Here is a 16,330-nt window from a genome sequence, read left to right on the forward strand (position 1 = left end):
AGCCGACTTCTTTTTCTTCGCCGTGTCAGGTATCGATGAGTTATCAGGTTCTCGCTCGCAAATGGCGTCCGCGCTCTTTCCGTGAAATGGTCGGACAGACCCATGTGCTTAAAGCCCTGATCAATGCCCTGGATAACCAGCGCCTTCATCACGCTTATCTCTTTACCGGTACGCGTGGGGTGGGTAAAACCACCATTGCGCGTATTCTGGCGAAGTGCCTGAATTGCGAGACCGGCATCAGCTCGACCCCCTGCGGGGAGTGTTCGGTCTGCCGGGAAATCGATGAAGGTCGTTTCGTCGATCTGATCGAAGTGGATGCTGCCAGCCGCACTAAGGTAGAGGATACCCGGGAGCTACTGGATAACGTGCAGTATGCCCCTACGCGTGGTCGTTACAAGGTTTACCTCATCGACGAAGTCCACATGCTCTCGACCCATAGTTTCAACGCACTGTTGAAAACATTGGAAGAGCCGCCGCCTCACGTTAAATTCCTGCTGGCAACGACCGATCCGCAAAAGCTCCCCGTTACCATTCTGTCGCGCTGCCTGCAGTTTTCGCTGAAGAACATGCCGCCTGAGCGTGTGGTTGAACACCTGACCCACGTGTTGACCGCTGAGCAGATTCCTTTCGAACAGGATGCCCTATGGTTGCTGGGGCGTGCTGCCGATGGCTCGATGCGCGATGCGATGAGCCTGACCGACCAGGCGATTGCCTTTGGCGAAGGACATGTTCTGGCTGCCGATGTACGCGCCATGCTGGGTACGTTGGATCAAGGGCAGGTATATGGTGTATTGCAAGCCCTGCTGGAAGGCGATGCTCGCGCACTGCTCGAGGCCGTACGTCATCTTGCCGAGCAAGGTCCTGATTGGGCAGGTGTGCTGGGCGAGATGCTGAATGTTTTGCACCGTGTAGCGATTGCCCAGGCGTTGCCTGAGGCTGTGGATAACGGTCAGGGTGATCGTGAGCAGGTTTTGGCCTTGGCTCAGGCGCTACCCGCCGAAGATGTGCAATATTATTACCAGATGGGGTTGATTGGGCGTCGAGATCTGCCGTTGGCGCCTGATCCTCGTGGCGGCTTTGAAATGGTGTTGCTGAGAATGCTGGCCTTCCGACCGGCTGAGGGCGGCGGTAGTACACCCAAGGCTGCGTTAAAGACGTTGGGAGCCAGTCAGGCCACGACTGACTCCAAGCCAGAACCGGTGGCCGCTCCGTCTGCACCATCCACGCCGGCTCAGTTGCCTGTTGCGCCAGTCGCTCGCTCAGCGCCCGTGGCGAAACCCAGTGCTCCGGTTAAGTCCGAGCCTCGGCCGGAACCGGTAACGGCTTCTGCATTGCCTGTTGCGAAAGAGCCAGAGGCCTCTCAGATAAGCGAGCCTGTCGATCTACCCTGGGATGAACCTACAACGGCCATCAAAACGCCGGTAGAGCCAACCCATGTGGTTCCGATGGCAACCGGAACGTCCGAGGCCACTGTAATTGAGCGGGTCGTTGACGAGCAGGACAATGAAAGCCTGGCAGACGACGAGCCACCGCCTGCCGATGATTATTACAATGCCGAGTCCGATTACGGCTATCTGGACGAGCTGACCGAAGGCGTACTGGCCGAGGCGCCGGCGACGGCCCCAGAGCCCGTACCGGCAGCCAAACCTGCAACCGGACTTGCCGCCGAGTGGATCGAACTGCTACCTAAGCTAGGCTTAGGAGGCATGACTGCAAGCATTGCGGCAAACTGTACGCTGGTGTCGGTTGAAAATGATGCATGGCACCTTCATCTGGATCCAAATCAGAGCGCATTATTCAACACGAACCAGCATCGCCGTTTGAACGATGCCTTGAATCAATACCAGGGGCGTACGATCAAGCTGGATATCACACTCCAGACGCCCGAGCAGGAGACGCCAGCACAGGCTGCCGCTCGCAAACGTGCGGAGCGTCAGCGGGAAGCTGAGGCGTCCATACAGAATGATCCGCTGATCCAGCAAATGATGGAGCAGTTCGCGGCTGTAGTCCGCGTGGACACTATCGAGCCGGTCAATTCCAAGGACTGACCGGGTTTTCAAACCAGACGAGGTAAACAGACATGTTAAAAGGTGGCATGGCCGGCCTGATGAAGCAGGCTCAGCAAATGCAGGAAAAAATGCAGAAGATGCAGGAAGAGCTGGCAAATGCCGAAGTGACCGGTCAGTCCGGCGCCGGGCTGGTCAGCGTCGTCATGACGGGTCGCCACGATGTCAAGCGTGTATCGCTGGATGACAGCCTGATGCAGGAAGACAAGGAGATTCTGGAAGACCTTATCGCGGCTGCGGTGAACGATGCCGTTCGCAAAATCGAGCAGAACAGCCAGGAAAAGATGTCTGGTATGACTGCGGGCATGCAGCTGCCGCCTGGATTCAAGATGCCTTTCTAAGCATCTAAAGGCTTATGGTCACGCCGCTGGCCGTTCTGGCTGGCGGCGATCCAGGCACGTTAACAGACGATAGCCTGTCTATACTTTTATCTATCTCCACTCGAGATTTCTTCATGAGTTTTAGTCCTCTCATTCGACAGTTGATCGACGCGCTACGCATTTTGCCTGGGGTGGGCCAGAAATCAGCCCAGCGTATGGCCATGCAGATGCTTGAGCGTGACCGGAGCGGGGGCCTGCGCTTGTCGAGTGCCTTGCAGGCAGCCATGGAGGGAGTAGGGCATTGCAAGCATTGTCGTACCCTGACGGAAAACGAACTGTGCCCTCAGTGCGCTGATCCGGATAGGGATGATCAGCTGCTTTGCGTGGTTGAGTCACCGATGGATGTCTTTGCTGTTGACCAGACGGGCTTTCGTGGGCGTTATTTCGTGCTGAAAGGGCACCTGTCTCCTCTGGATGGTCTCGGCCCGGAGGCGATCGGCATTCCAGAGCTGATGGAGCGTATCGAGCAAGGTGCCTTCCAGGAAGTCATTATTGCAACCAACCCGACAGTGGAAGGCGAGGCGACGTCCCATTACATTGCGCAGCTATTGAAACCGCGCGGTTTAACTATTTCCCGGATTGCCCATGGTGTCCCCCTGGGTGGTGAACTTGATCTGGTAGACAACGGCACCCTTACGCATGCCTTTGCAGGCCGTAAGCCGATCACGCTTTGATCGGCGGTACGCAAATTGACTTAAAAAAGCATAGACCTATTCTTGAGAAGCATTATCATTAGCGATATCTCAATGCCATCTCGATAGGTTCTGACATGTGCGCGGCTGAAGTGTCATCACCCAACGCCTTGCATGACTGGTATAGCGAGCATCATGGCTGGCTGCACGGCTGGCTGAGCAAACGACTGGGATGCTCGTTCAATGCAGCCGATCTGGCCCAGGATACATTCCTTCGGCTGTTAGCCAAAGGACGCGATCTTCCGTCCGTTCGAGAGCCGCGCGCTTACTTATCGACCATCGCCCATTCATTACTCGTCAATCACTGGCGGCGTCAGAATATCGAACGGACCTATCTCGAGGCGCTGGCTGATCGTTCCGAGTATTACGCGCCATCTCCAGAAGCGCGTGAAATCATTATTGAAAGTCTCGTTCAAATCGACGCCATGCTGGACCGTCTACCTGAAAAGGTGCGCTCAGCCTTCCTGATGTCTCAACTGGAAGGACAGACGTATGCAGCCATTGGTGAGGTGCTAGGGGTGTCCGAGCGAATGGTCAAAAAGTACATGGCCCAAGCCATGCTGCACTGCCTGACCCTTGAGGTGGAATAGACCATGCAGGCCGCCCAGCAGATGTCCGAGACAGAGTGCGACTTTGCGGTGCTTGAGCAGGCGGCCGAATGGTTTGCCGTGCTCAGTGCTGATGATGTCAGCGATCAGGAGCGTGTGCAGTGGCAGCTCTGGCTGGCAGAAAATCCGCAACATGCCCAGGCGTGGCAGCGTGTCGAGCTGATCAGTCGTCATTTTCAGCGCATACCCTCCGAGCAACGCCATGGCGCTACACAAGCGCTACAGAAAAAAGGGCAAACGCGGCGTCAGACATTAAAACTGATGACCGTACTTTGCAGTACCGGTGTTCTGGCCTGGACTACCTCTTCACAGTTGTCCTGGAGACAATGGTATGCCAGCTACCGAACACGTGTGGGAGAGATCAAGGATTTTCAGCTTGCTGATGGCTCGCATCTCTGGCTGAACACCGATACGGCAATGGACGTCTCGAACGAGCCGGAGCGCTTGCATTTGGCACTCTACAAGGGTGAGGCCATGCTGTCTCGAGGCAAGGATGCTCACTATCCGCTGACGCTTGATACGACATTCGGTGCGTTACTGGCCAAAGAAGCCCAGTTCAGTGTTTTTGATCGAGGAGGCTTTGGCGAGCTGGCAGTTTTCAACGGCAGTGTGCAGGTTGCTCCTGTGGCGTCGGCGTCCGTCACAGTAAAGGCAGGACAACAGGTGCGCTTTAGCACTGACGAGGTTTCTACTGCTCGGGTGAGTGAGCAACGCCGTCAGGCTTGGATCAAAGGGATGATTCTGGCTGATGATATGCGATTGAGCGACTTTGTTGATGAGTTATCGCGTTATCGCTCCGGGTATCTGGCCTGTGATCCGGATGTAGCGAATCTGCGTCTGATCGGTGCATACCCGCTGAAAGATACGGAGCGGGTGCTGACAGCCTTGGAGCAAAGCCTGCCCATTCGCATCAATCGCCCGCTGCCTTGGTGGACGTCTATTTCAGCGCGTCTCGCCTGAATCTTAATAAAAAATATTATCATTAGCAGTTCCCTTTTCTTGATTTCGACTGGCTTTAGTCTCAAACAGGCTGAAAGCCATCACTGTTGAACACAAAAAAGGGATGAGTAATGGATTCGCGTCGTTCGTATCAGGCTTTTTTCAAGCGGAGCCCTCTGCATCAGGCTGTGCATGCTGCTGCACTTGCTATACCGATGAGCCTCGCCCTTGTGCCGCTTGCAGGTAATGCCGCTGAAACGGCTGCCACGGCCCAGGCAGTACGCAGTTACGATATACCGGCTGGCCCGCTGTCGACGGCATTGAGTCGTTTTGCTGGCGAAGCGAATGTCATGCTATCTGCCGATGGCGCATTGACGGAGGGTAAGCAGAGCTCAGGCCTCAAGGGGCAGTACAGTGTTAAAGAAGGTTTTGCAGCGCTGCTAAAAGGAAGCGGCTTGCAGATCGTCAACACCGGTAGCGGCAGCTATTCGCTGGCGGCTGGAGCGGCAAGCGTTGGCAGTGATGTTTCCGAGCTTTCTGCGACTACCGTTACCGATTTTGCACTAGGTAATGCGCTTGGAACCATGGAAGGCTATAACGCCACCCATAGCCAGATTGCGACCAAGACAAGTAAGTCGATCCTGGAGACCTCTCAGTCGGTATCCGTGGTAACGCGCGACCAGATTGATGATCAGGGCTCGCAAACAGTTTCCCAGGCGTTGCGTTATACCCCAGGTGTCATGACCAACCCATATGGTGCAACTCACCGGTATGACTATGTTGCCATGCGTGGTTTCAATGACGGCTCGGTAGATAACATCTATCTTGATGGTCTCAAGACCATGGGAGATAGCGGTACCTATAGCAGCATGCAGGTAGATCCGTATTTCCTTGAGCGCATTGATATCCTGAAAGGCCCGTCGTCGGTGCTCTACGGACGGAGTAATCCTGGCGGCCTAGTAGCGCTTACCAGCAAGAAGCCACTCTATGAGCCTTATCATGAAATCCAGGCTACGGTGGGTACCCAGGGCCAGCGGGGTATGGGGTTCGATTTTAGTGGGCCGGTCAACGAAGACCAGACGATTGCCTATCGGCTGGTAGGTCTGGCGGACAAGTCCGATACGCAGTTTGATCACAACGAGGAGAAGCGCTACGCCATTGCGCCCACGGTAGCCATCGACTTTGATGAAAATACGACGCTAACCCTGCAGGCGTATATGCAACATGACCCCGAAGGTGGTTACCACGGCGGCCTTCCGGCAGACGGCACACTCTATCGCCACAATGGACAATACATCTCAAAGCATTTCTTTGAGGGCGACTCCGATTTCGACAAGTTCGAACGTACCCAGCAGATGGTAGGTTATCAGTTTGAGCATCGTTTCAATGATGTCTGGTCGGCACGGCAGAACTTCCGCTATCTGGATGGCAAGGTGGATATGCGGCAGGCTTATGCCGCGGGTTGGGCCAGCATAGGATCTAACGAGTTAGCGCGCGCAACCACTGAAGGCAAGGAGCGTCTGCATGCCTGGATTGTAGATAACATGGCACAGGCTGAATTTAATACCGGGTCAGCCAAACATACGCTTTTGATGGGGTTGGATTATCAGCGTCGTAAGGCCAAGGTCGACTACGCAGGCGGGTCCGCTTCTAATATTGATGCGTTCGACCCTGTCTATGGTAATCCGGGCGTCACGGAAACATGGCAAACCAGCGATCTGCGTCGGATGGAGCAGACTGGCCTGTACATGCAGGACTTGATTGACCTGGATAAATGGCGGTTTTCGCTCGGTCTGCGTAAGGATTGGGTAGAGACCTCTTCCGAGGATGAGCTATACGGTGCAGGCAAAAACACCTACAAGGAGAATAAGGTTACTCCGCGGGTGGGTGCACTGTATCTTTTCGACAATGGTATCGCGCCCTACATTAGCTATTCAGAGTCTTTCAATCCCAACTCTTTTACTGACCAGAACGGCGATCCGCTCAAGGCTACTGAGGGCAAGCAGTGGGAGGCTGGTATCAAGTATCAGCCGCCGGGTACGGACAATATCTTTACGGCATCAGTCTTCCACATTACCCAAGAAAACCTGGCGACCAAACTGGCGAATGAGCAGTATTACCGCCCGGTAGGAAAGGTACGCTCCCAAGGCGTAGAGTTGGAAGCTCACATGCAGGTGACTGATAGCTTCCGTGTACTAGGGAGCTATACGTTTGCTGATGTCGAATACATTAAGTCGGATGACGGTACAGAAGGCAATACGCCTAACGTGGCCCCTCGTCATATGGCATCTGTCTGGGGAGACTACTCATTTAAGGAGGGATCGCTCCAGGGCTTGAGCCTGGGAGCGGGGGTACGGGCAGTTAGTAAGAGTTGGGCAGATCCAGCTAATACCGAACGCGTTCCTGGATACACCCTGTTTGATGCGTCAGTGGGTTATGACTTGAGTAATGTGGGTCTCAAAGGTGTAGATGTACGTGTCAACGCCAATAACCTAACCGATAAAAAATACGTCGCTGCATGTAATAGCCTGTTGTATTGCTATTACGGCGAAGAGCGTAACGTCACCGCCACGGTCAGTTACAAGTTCTAACAATCAAAAGCGATAAAGCTTTTCAAGTAAAACGGGCGGCTTCAGGGCCGCCCGTTTTGTTTCAACCTTCCAGCTGGCCGCCCGCCAGGGCGCAGAGCTGAATCGAGTCGAGGATATGCACTTCCTTGCCTTCGGCCTCGATGATGCCGCTCTGCTGGAAGCGCGTGAACACACGAGAAACTGTCTCCACTGCAAGGCCCAGATAGTTACCGATCTCATTACGGGACATGGACAGGCGGAACTGCTGGGCGGAGAAGCCACGAGCGCGGAAACGTGCAGACAGATTCACAAGAAACGTCGCGATACGCTCGTCTGCGCTTTTTTTGGACAAGAGCAGCATCATCTGCTGATCATCCCGGATCTCGCGGCTCATCACACGCATCAGCTGGCGACGCAGTTGGGGAAGCTGATCGGCCAGCTCATCAAGATGCTCGAAGGGGATCTCGCATACCGACGTGGTTTCCAGCGCCTGTGCAGAAACCGGATGCAGCTCCGTATCCATGCCGGACAAGCCAACCAGCTCGCTGGGTAGGTGAAAGCCGGTAATCTGCTCTTCACCATTATCGGTCACGCTAAAGGTTTTAAGCGCGCCTGAGCGGACGGCAAAGACGGAGCCAAAACTGTCACCCTGTCGGAACAGATAGTCGCCTTTCTTGAGTGGACGGCCGCGTTTGACGATCCGATCAAGCTCATCCAGATCCTCAAGGTTCAACGACAATGGCAAGCATAAGGGTGCCAGGCTGCAATCTTTACAGTGGGCTTGCGGCGAGGTGACACGCATTTTCAAAGTCTCGGACATGGCTTTCGATTTATTCCATTAGTAAGCCAAGGGTATTACTGCACGCATGATGATGAAAGCTGTTAGTGAATTTATTAGATGACCCGTGAAAACCGTTGTGTGTTCTGTTGGGGCAAATAACGATCAAACAACATACAAACTGATCGCACGAGTAACCTCCCGGCCGGCAAGATATCAATGCCTTTTTCATCCAGGCGAATAAGCTCATCAGTTGCCATACGCTCAAGGTCAGGCATGACATCGGCAAAGTAATCCCTGAAATCAATTCCCAGTGCTCGGCCTGTTTCAGCAAAGTCGAGCTGGAAGTGACAAATTAGCTGCTGGATTACCACGCGACGAATCAAGTCGTCTTGTTCACAGTGCAAACCCCGGCGTACAGCAAGTTGACCGTTATCCAGACTAGTCTGGTATTCGGAAATATCCACTGTGTTTTGAGAGTAAAGCTCATTTATCTGGCTAATGGCCGATACTCCCAGCCCAATCAAGTCACAATGGCCATGGGTCGTATAGCCCTGAAAGTTACGCTGCAGTGAACCATCTTCCTGAGCAATCGCCAATTCGTCGTCGGGCAGGGCGAAGTGGTCCATCCCGATGTAACGATAACCGGCAGCCATTAGCTGCTCAGTTGTCCTTTGAAGCATCTCCAGCTTTTGTGCGGGGCTTGGCAGCTCAGCAGCCTCAATCCGCCGCTGTGGTGGAAAACGGGTGGGGAGGTGCGCGTAATTGAATACAGACAAGCGATGCGGTTGCAGATCAATTACTGCCTCGACAGTTTTGGCAAAGCTTTCCGGCGTTTGCCGGGGAAGACCATAAATCAAGTCGATATTGATTGAGCGATAACTGAGCGTACGGGCCGCATCGATGATGGCCCGCGTTTCGTTGAGGCTTTGCAGGCGATTCACAGCCAACTGCACATTCGTATCGATGTCTTGGACACCGAGGCTAACCCGGTTGAAACCCAGCTCACGCAACAGGCCCATCGTGGCCCAGTCCGCTTCGCGTGGATCGATCTCGATCGAATAATCTCCAGAGTCATCATCCAGCAGGCTGAAGCGCTGACGCAGCTCGGACATCAGCTGCCGTAGCTGTTCAGGGTTGAGAAAGGTCGGCGTGCCGCCGCCAAAATGCAATTGCTCTACCTTCTGGTCTGCGCCTACATGACGACTGATCAGCTGAATTTCCCTTGTCAGGCTGGCCAGATAAGGCACGCTGCGGCTGCGGTCCTTGGTAATGACTTTATTACAGGCGCAGTAGTAGCAAATATGCGCGCAGAAGGGCACATGGACATACAGCGACAGCGGCCGCTTGGCAGTGCGGCTATCCCTTAGTGCATGCATCAGATCGAACGCGCCTATCTGATCATGAAACTGCACTGCAGTTGGATAAGAGGTATAGCGAGGCCCTGCCATGTCGTAGCGCTGGATTAATTCTGGTTTCCAATCGATGGCGTCGAGCATGACCATACTCCCGTAAAACTATGAAGCAGAGTCTAGAAGCAAGTAGGTAGTGGCATCTTGACCTACATCAATAGCGACAACGTGAAGGCCAGAGAGGCGATAAAAGGTACGATGGATTCTGTTGAGCTAATTTTGTATGTAATACCAGCCGATAAAGAGTGTTATTAGATTCATTAGGAGGATTCGTGCAAGACAACCACGTCAATCAGAAGGAAGTTTCGCTTCTTTGGAGCAGGTGTGATCAAAAGATGGCCACGCTTGTTCTGGCGCATGGAGCAGGGGCTCCCATGGACAGTCCGTTCATGGATCAAATGACCGAGGCGCTGGTAGCCCAGCGTATCGAAGTAGTACGGTTTGAATTTCCTTATATGGCTGAGCGACGAATCTCAGGAAAGAAAAGGCCTCCATCTCCTAAGGCGCAGTTGCTTGCTACCTGGAAGCAGGTCATTGATCTGGTCAGGCAAACAACCCCAGGACCACTTGCCATCGGCGGCAAATCAATGGGAGGCCGAATGGCCAGCCTGGTCGCTGATAAGGAGCGGGTCAGCGCATTGGTATGCCTGGGGTACCCATTCTATGCGGCAAGCCGCCCGGAAAAGCCGCGGGTCGACCATCTCGTTGATCTGCAAACGCCTACGTTGATCATCCAGGGCGAGCGTGATGCTCTGGGAGATCGGGAGACGGTTGAGCATTACACACTGTCTGACCAGGTCCGAATCGAGTGGGTACTGACAGCCAACCATGACCTTAAGCCACTCAAACGCTCAGGCTTGAGTCATTCACAAAGCATTGAGAAGAGTGCGTTATCGATAGTGCGCTTTTTGGCCGCCCATCGTGCATAAAAAAAGCCCGCACTGCGGCGGGCTTTTTTATGGGAGCGCTTACATCAGGCTGCGCAATACGTAGTGCAGAATGCCACCCGCCTTGAAGTATTCCACTTCGTTGAGGGTATCGATTCGGCAGAGAAGCTCTACCGTTTCCATGCTGCCATCTTCACGAGTGATTTCCATGGTCAGTGGCATACGTGGCCGCAGTTCGACGCCATCCAGTCCGAAAATGCTGATTTTCTCCTTACCGGTTAGACCTAGCGACTTGCGATCCACTCCGTTCTGGAACTGAAGCGGAAGGACGCCCATGCCTACCAGGTTGGAGCGGTGGATACGCTCGAAGCTTTCGGTAATAACTGCTTTGACACCGAGCAGGTTGGTTCCCTTGGCTGCCCAGTCACGGGATGAGCCTGTGCCATATTCCTTGCCTGCAATAATGACCAGTGGAGTGCTATCTATCTGATACCGCATGGCAGCGTCATAGATGGCCATTTTCTCGCCGGTTGGAACATGCAGCGTATTGCCACCTTCCTCGCCACCCAGCATTTCGTTACGGATACGAATGTTGGCAAAAGTGCCGCGCATCATGACTTCATGGTTGCCACGGCGGGAGCCGTACGAGTTGAAGTCCTCATAGGCAACACCATGTTCGGTAAGGTAGCGGCCCGCCGGGCTATCCTTTTTGATGTTACCGGCCGGTGAGATATGGTCTGTTGTGACTGAATCGCCCAGTAAAGCGAGAATTCGCGCATCATGAATATCTGATACACGAGGCGGGTTGCCGCCAATGTTCTCGAAGAAGGGAGGATTCTGGATATAGGTCGAATCGTTTCTCCAGGTATAAGTTTTGGAAGCTGGAACCTGAATAGCCTTCCAGTTCTCATCGCCCTCGAAGACCGCTGCGTATTCCTTGCGGAACATCGCCGAGTTGACTTTCTCGATGGCGTCAGCCACTTCCTGTTGGGTGGGCCAGATATCCTTCAGATATACCGGCTGGCCGTTCTTGTCTGTACCCAAAGGATCTTTAGACAGATCAACCTTGACGCTGCCTGCTAAGGCATAAGCGACTACCAGTGGTGGTGAAGCCAGCCAGTTCGTTTTGACAAAGGGATGTACGCGGCCTTCGAAGTTGCGATTGCCCGAGAGCACTGATGCCACGGTCAGATCGCCTTCCTGAATCGCTTTTTCAATCGGTTCGAGCAGCGGCCCGGAATTGCCGATGCAGGTGGTGCAACCGTATCCCACAAGGTTAAAGCCCAACTTGTCTAGTGAGGTCATAAGGCCAGCAGCCTTATAGTATTCGGTTACGACCTTGGAGCCAGGCGCCAATGAACTCTTGACCCAGGGTTTGCGCTCCAGCCCTTTTTCAACGGCTTTTTTCGCCAGTAGACCGGCAGCCATCATGACGCTGGGGTTGGAGGTGTTGGTACAGGAGGTAATGGCGGCAATTACAACTGCGCCGTTTTGTAAGCGGTATTTCTGGCCATCAAGCTCATACTCAATGCCGTCCGCCTTGGGTTCGCCTTTAACCGAGTCGTCCAGCCCACCGGGTGTAACGGGATGTCCATTACCCTTAGGCGCAGTAGGCTTGAGTTGCAGATTCATGAATTGATCGAATGCTTCGCTGACCTTGGATAGCGAAACGCGATCCTGCGGACGCTTGGGGCCTGCCAGGCTGGATTCGACATCGCCCAAGTCCAGATGCAGGGTGTCGGTGAAGCTTGGTTCGTCACCGGCCTCACGCCACATACCCTGAGCTTTGGCGTAGGCCTCAACCAGCTTGACTGTTTCTTCGGGGCGGCCCGAGAAGCGCAGAAAGTCCACAGTGACCTGGTCAACTGGGAAGAAGCCGCAAGTGGCGCCGTATTCCGGAGCCATATTGCCGATGGTAGCGCGGTCCGCCAGTGGCAGATCAGCCAAGCCGTCTCCATAGAACTCAACGAACTTACCCACTACGCCTTTCTTGCGTAGCATCTGGGTTACGGTCAACACCAGGTCAGTAGCGGTAATGCCTTCGCGCAGCTTGCCTGTCAGCTTGAAGCCGATGACCTCAGGTATGAGCATGGATACCGGCTGGCCCAGCATGGCGGCCTCAGCTTCAATGCCGCCTACGCCCCAGCCTAGTACACCCAGGCCGTTGATCATCGTCGTATGCGAGTCGGTGCCTACCAGGGTATCCGGGAAAGCGTAAGTCTCGCCGTTTTCTTCGCGAGTCCAAACTGTACGGCCCAGGTATTCAAGGTTTACCTGGTGACAGATGCCGGTGCCCGGTGGCACTACGCTGAAGTTGTCGAAAGCTTGTTGACCCCAGCGCAAGAATTCGTAACGTTCACCGTTGCGCTGCATTTCAATGGCTACGTTTTCCTCATAGGCGTGTTCGGAGGCGTAACGGTCGACCATTACCGAGTGGTCAATCACCAGATCGACAGGAGAGAGGGGATTGATTTTTTCAGGATCGCCTCCTGCTTTGGCCATGGCATCACGCATGGCTGCCAAGTCCACGACTGCGGGTACCCCGGTAAAGTCCTGCATCAGAACGCGCGCCGGACGGTATTGAATCTCGCGATCAGAGGTGCGTTCCTTGAGCCAGTCAACCAGTGCCTGCAGGTCTTCACGGTAAACGGTTTTATTGTCTTCCCAGCGCAGCAGGTTCTCGAGCAGGACCTTTAGCGATACAGGCAAGCGCGCAATATCACCCAGACTCTTGGCGGCTTCGGGAAGGCTATAGTAGTGATACGTACGGCCATCGACCTCTAGGGTACGACGACATTTCAGACTATCCAGTGCAGGCATGACGATGAATCTCCTCTCGGCTTGGGACGGCACGACGGTTCGGCCTTGTGCAAGACGACGTGACCTTCGCTAATCCCGGCTCAGGCCCACTCCGAGGAAATACCGAAAAGCCTGCCAACACTGCCTCTCGGCACGAAGATTCTGGGCCGAGCATCAATGGGCCTGATCGGTATCAACAGCGGCGGACATCCGGCGCCAGCCTGTCGACCAAGCGTCGTCTTGCGCTTGTTCTCCAATACTGGACCGATTGACGGCTTTTACGTTCCCTGTTCCGCTCAATCCGCCTGGCTCGGGTATAGTGCGCGGCTTATTGCAAGGCGCATTACAGGGCTGGAGTTTTGATGAATACGTTGTTGTTACATTGCCGACCTGGTTTTGAAGGCGAGGTGTGTGCCGAGCTTAGCGATCTGGCTGCACAGCTGGAAATTTCAGGCTACGCGCGGGGCAAGCCAGCCAGCGCCTTTGCCGAGTTCATTTGCAGTGAGGCAGAGGGTGCGGATCGCCTCATGAAGCGCCTGCGCTTTGCCGACCTGATCTTTCCACGCCAATGGGCGCGAGGCGAAGGCTTTGTCACGTTACCTGAGCAGGACCGTGTAGGGGCCATCCTGCAGGAGCTACAGAGCTATCCGGTCTGCGGGAGCCTGTGGTTCGAGGTGTTGGATACCAATGACGGCAAAGCGCTGTCGACATTCTGCAAGAAATTCGAAAAGCCCCTGAGGGCCGCACTGACCAAGGCGGGCCGTCTGAAGGAAGACCCTACCTTGCCACGGCTGCAATTGACCTTTCGAACAGGAACGGATGTGTTCATTGGCGTGGCCGAGCCACGTAACGCTGCGTTTTGGCCGATGGGTATACCCCGACTCAAGTTTCCCCGTGAAGCGCCCAGCCGCTCTACGCTTAAACTGGAAGAGGCCTGGCATCAGTTTATTCCTCGTGCGCAGTGGGATGAGCGCCTTGCCTCGGGTATGCACGCCGTAGACCTGGGGGCAGCACCTGGAGGCTGGACATGGCAACTGATCAATCGGGATATGCTCGTGACCGCCGTGGATAACGGGCCGATGGCAGAATCCCTGATGGAGTCAGGCCTTATCGAGCACCTGCAGGTCGATGGCTATGCCTTTCGTCCACGTAAGGAGGTCGACTGGATGGTATGCGATATCGTTGAGAAGCCGGCTCGCACGGCCGCGCTCATGGAAAGCTGGATCGGCGAGCGCTGGTGCAAGGAGGCAGTCGTAAATCTGAAGCTGCCAATGAAGCAGCGCTATGCTGAAGTCAGGCTCATTCTAGATCGATTGAGAAGCTATTTCGATAGCAAAGGAATGTCGGTTGCGATCGCTTGCAAACAGCTCTACCACGATCGCGAAGAGGTCACCTGTCACCTCCGTCGCTTGAAATAACCAAAGTAGAACATTTACGGTTCGAAACGTACTGATGCAGCCAGTGCCTATGTCAAAGGCACGGCTGCTACCGAATGGAGAAAAGCATGACTCTTACCGTTGACGCGACACTTGACGCCAGCGGGCTGAATTGCCCTGAACCTGTCATGATGCTGCATAACAAGGTGCGAGACCTGGCAGGTGGTAGCCTGCTCAAGGTCATTGCAACTGATCCCTCTACGCAGCGGGACATCCCCAAATTCTGCATGTTTCTAGGACATGAGCTGGTGCAGAAGGAGGAAGAGGGCGGCAAGTACCTTTATTGGATACGCAAGAAAGTCGAATAACCTAGTGGGCTGCATTTCTTATCCTGCGGCGTGCGCTACGTGCAAGGCGTATGGCAAGCAATACCGCTGCACAGGTAAGCCCCACCACCAGACCTTGCCAAAGGCCCGCCGGTCCGCGGGCCTGCCCAACCCAATCGGTCAGGCCTAGTACATAACCTACAGGCAGACCGATGCCCCAATAGGCGAGCAGCGTGATCACCATTGTGGCCCGTGTATCCTGATACCCCCTGAGTCCCCCGGCCGCTGTCACCTGTACCGCATCTGAAAACTGGAAGAGAGCGGCAAATACAATCAGCGACGCCGCCAAGCTCACCACAGCCGGGTCCTGTGTATAAAGCGTTGCGATCGGTGCGCGGAAAAGCAGCATGATACTGGCAGAAATACAGGCCCAGGATAGGCCAACGGCCACTCCCGTGCCTGCCGAAAACCGCGCTTGCCGAGGCTCGCCGCGTCCCAGGGACTGTCCAACCCGTACAGTGATGGCCATGCCGATCGACAAGGGGATCATGAAGGTAAGTGAGGCAAAGTTGAGGGCGATCTGATGGCCTGCTACCACCGTTGCGCCTAGCTCACCGATCAACAGGGCAATGACCGAGAAGATGCTGGACTCTGCAAATACCGCGATTCCAATAGGCGCACCCACAGAGAGCAGGCGACGAATCACTGGCCATTGGGGAGCGTCGAAGCGGCTGAAGATACCGCATGCTTGGTAGATCTTGGCGCGTCGCACCCATGCGAACATGCCCAGGAACATCAACCACATCGCCACACCACTGGCAAATCCGCAACCTGGACCGCCCATCGCTGGCAAGCCAAGGCGACCATGGATGAACAGATCATTTAGCGGAACGTTAAGGGTCAGACCAACCAGACCAATGATCATGCTGGGCCGGGTGCGTCCAAGCCCGTCGCTGAAGCAGCGCAGCACGTAATACAGTGCAACCGCGGGGATACCCATGGCGATGCCATGCAGATAGGTCATGGTTGGCTGAATCAGATCCGGACTGACATGCATGGCAATCAGTAAAGGCTTCGCTGAGCATAAAAGAGCGCTGGCTATCAATCCGATGGCCACGGCCAACCAGAGCGCCTGTCGAACAAGGGGACCAATCTTCTCCGGTTGCCTGGCGCCATGATGCTGCGCCACGTTTGGCGTAGTGGCCAGCAGCGTTCCGGTCATCAGAAGAAAGACCGGCACCCAGACGGAATTGCCTAGCGCAACGGCTGCCAGGTCCAACGGACCGACACGCCCAGCCATGACGGCATCGACGAACCCCATGGCAGAGTGCGACAACTGCGCAATGATAATAGGCGCTGCCAGTGCGAGCAGGGCCGTTAGCTCATGACGGATCCGCTGCCGCCGGGTAGGTCTTGTGTCCACGAGATTATCAGGTGAGGGAAAGTTGGTCAGTGTACGACGCTTTTCGGATGCCGAGAAATCCATCACACGTCTTG

13 protein-coding genes are annotated in these 16,330 nt (G+C 54.8%); 9 read left to right on the top strand and 4 right to left on the bottom strand.

Annotated elements, in window-relative coordinates; all coding sequences use genetic code 11:
* Window positions 1–35 precede the first annotated feature (35 nt).
* The 6 genes from dnaX (at window position 36) to EAW52_RS09805 (ending at window position 7,276) form a co-directional block, all read left to right on the top strand.
* Window positions 36–2,048 (top strand): DNA polymerase III subunit gamma/tau, encoded by a 2,013-nt coding sequence (gene dnaX, locus EAW52_RS09780; protein WP_122042265.1) that lies wholly within the window; start codon window positions 36–38, stop codon window positions 2,046–2,048.
* 32 nt (window positions 2,049–2,080) lie between these two features.
* Window positions 2,081–2,407, top strand: coding sequence for a YbaB/EbfC family nucleoid-associated protein (locus EAW52_RS09785; protein WP_010794802.1), 327 nt, complete (start codon window positions 2,081–2,083; stop codon window positions 2,405–2,407).
* 113 nt (window positions 2,408–2,520) lie between these two features.
* On the top strand, window positions 2,521–3,120 hold the full coding sequence (gene recR / locus EAW52_RS09790) for a recombination mediator RecR (protein ID WP_026003868.1): 600 nt from the start codon (window positions 2,521–2,523) through the stop codon (window positions 3,118–3,120).
* A gap of 95 nt (window positions 3,121–3,215) precedes the next feature.
* Window positions 3,216–3,728, top strand: a complete 513-nt coding sequence (locus tag EAW52_RS09795; RefSeq protein WP_122042266.1) for a sigma-70 family RNA polymerase sigma factor — start codon at window positions 3,216–3,218, stop codon at window positions 3,726–3,728.
* Window positions 3,729–3,731: 3 nt separating this feature from the next.
* A complete protein-coding gene (locus EAW52_RS09800; protein ID WP_256680773.1) occupies window positions 3,732–4,706 on the top strand; it encodes a FecR domain-containing protein in 975 nt (324 codons plus the stop codon).
* 110 nt (window positions 4,707–4,816) lie between these two features.
* Window positions 4,817–7,276 carry a TonB-dependent siderophore receptor gene (locus EAW52_RS09805; RefSeq protein ID WP_122042267.1) on the top strand — a complete coding sequence of 820 codons (2,460 nt, stop codon included), beginning with the start codon at window positions 4,817–4,819 and terminating at the stop codon, window positions 7,274–7,276.
* A gap of 61 nt (window positions 7,277–7,337) precedes the next feature.
* Here EAW52_RS09805 and fnr read toward each other — a convergent pair whose 3' ends face one another.
* Together fnr and hemN are read right to left on the bottom strand one after the other, a co-directional pair.
* A complete protein-coding gene (fnr, locus tag EAW52_RS09810) occupies window positions 7,338–8,075 on the bottom strand; it encodes a fumarate/nitrate reduction transcriptional regulator Fnr (protein ID WP_026003866.1) in 738 nt (245 codons plus the stop codon).
* Window positions 8,076–8,149: 74 nt separating this feature from the next.
* Entirely contained in the window at window positions 8,150–9,532 is a 1,383-nt protein-coding gene (hemN, locus tag EAW52_RS09815) for an oxygen-independent coproporphyrinogen III oxidase (RefSeq protein WP_122042268.1), read from the bottom strand.
* Between the two features lie 185 nt (window positions 9,533–9,717).
* On the opposite strand from hemN, the gene EAW52_RS09820 reads away from it, so the two are divergent.
* Window positions 9,718–10,374, top strand: a complete 657-nt coding sequence (locus EAW52_RS09820) for an alpha/beta fold hydrolase (protein WP_122042269.1) — start codon at window positions 9,718–9,720, stop codon at window positions 10,372–10,374.
* Between the two features lie 39 nt (window positions 10,375–10,413).
* Here the strand turns inward: EAW52_RS09820 and acnA are convergent, their stop codons facing one another.
* Window positions 10,414–13,152, bottom strand: a complete 2,739-nt coding sequence (gene acnA / locus EAW52_RS09825; RefSeq protein WP_122042270.1) for an aconitate hydratase AcnA — start codon at window positions 13,150–13,152, stop codon at window positions 10,414–10,416.
* A 341-nt stretch (window positions 13,153–13,493) separates the two neighbouring features.
* Here acnA and rlmM point away from each other — a divergent pair, with 341 nt between their 5' ends.
* Window positions 13,494–14,549, top strand: a complete 1,056-nt coding sequence (gene rlmM, locus EAW52_RS09830; RefSeq protein ID WP_122042271.1) for a 23S rRNA (cytidine(2498)-2'-O)-methyltransferase RlmM — start codon at window positions 13,494–13,496, stop codon at window positions 14,547–14,549.
* 86 nt (window positions 14,550–14,635) lie between these two features.
* Complete coding sequence (gene tusA / locus EAW52_RS09835; RefSeq protein WP_019365227.1) at window positions 14,636–14,875, top strand: sulfurtransferase TusA; 240 nt, start codon at window positions 14,636–14,638, stop codon at window positions 14,873–14,875.
* A 1-nt stretch (window position 14,876) separates the two neighbouring features.
* On the opposite strand, the gene EAW52_RS09840 is transcribed toward tusA, so the two are convergent.
* Window positions 14,877–16,319 (bottom strand): MATE family efflux transporter, encoded by a 1,443-nt coding sequence (locus EAW52_RS09840; RefSeq protein ID WP_256680775.1) that lies wholly within the window; start codon window positions 16,317–16,319, stop codon window positions 14,877–14,879.
* Window positions 16,320–16,330 lie beyond the last annotated feature (11 nt).

Source organism: Pseudomonas sp. LTJR-52 (genome assembly GCF_003691465.1).
In the GTDB taxonomy this organism is placed as follows: domain Bacteria; phylum Pseudomonadota; class Gammaproteobacteria; order Pseudomonadales; family Pseudomonadaceae; genus Chryseomonas; species Chryseomonas luteola.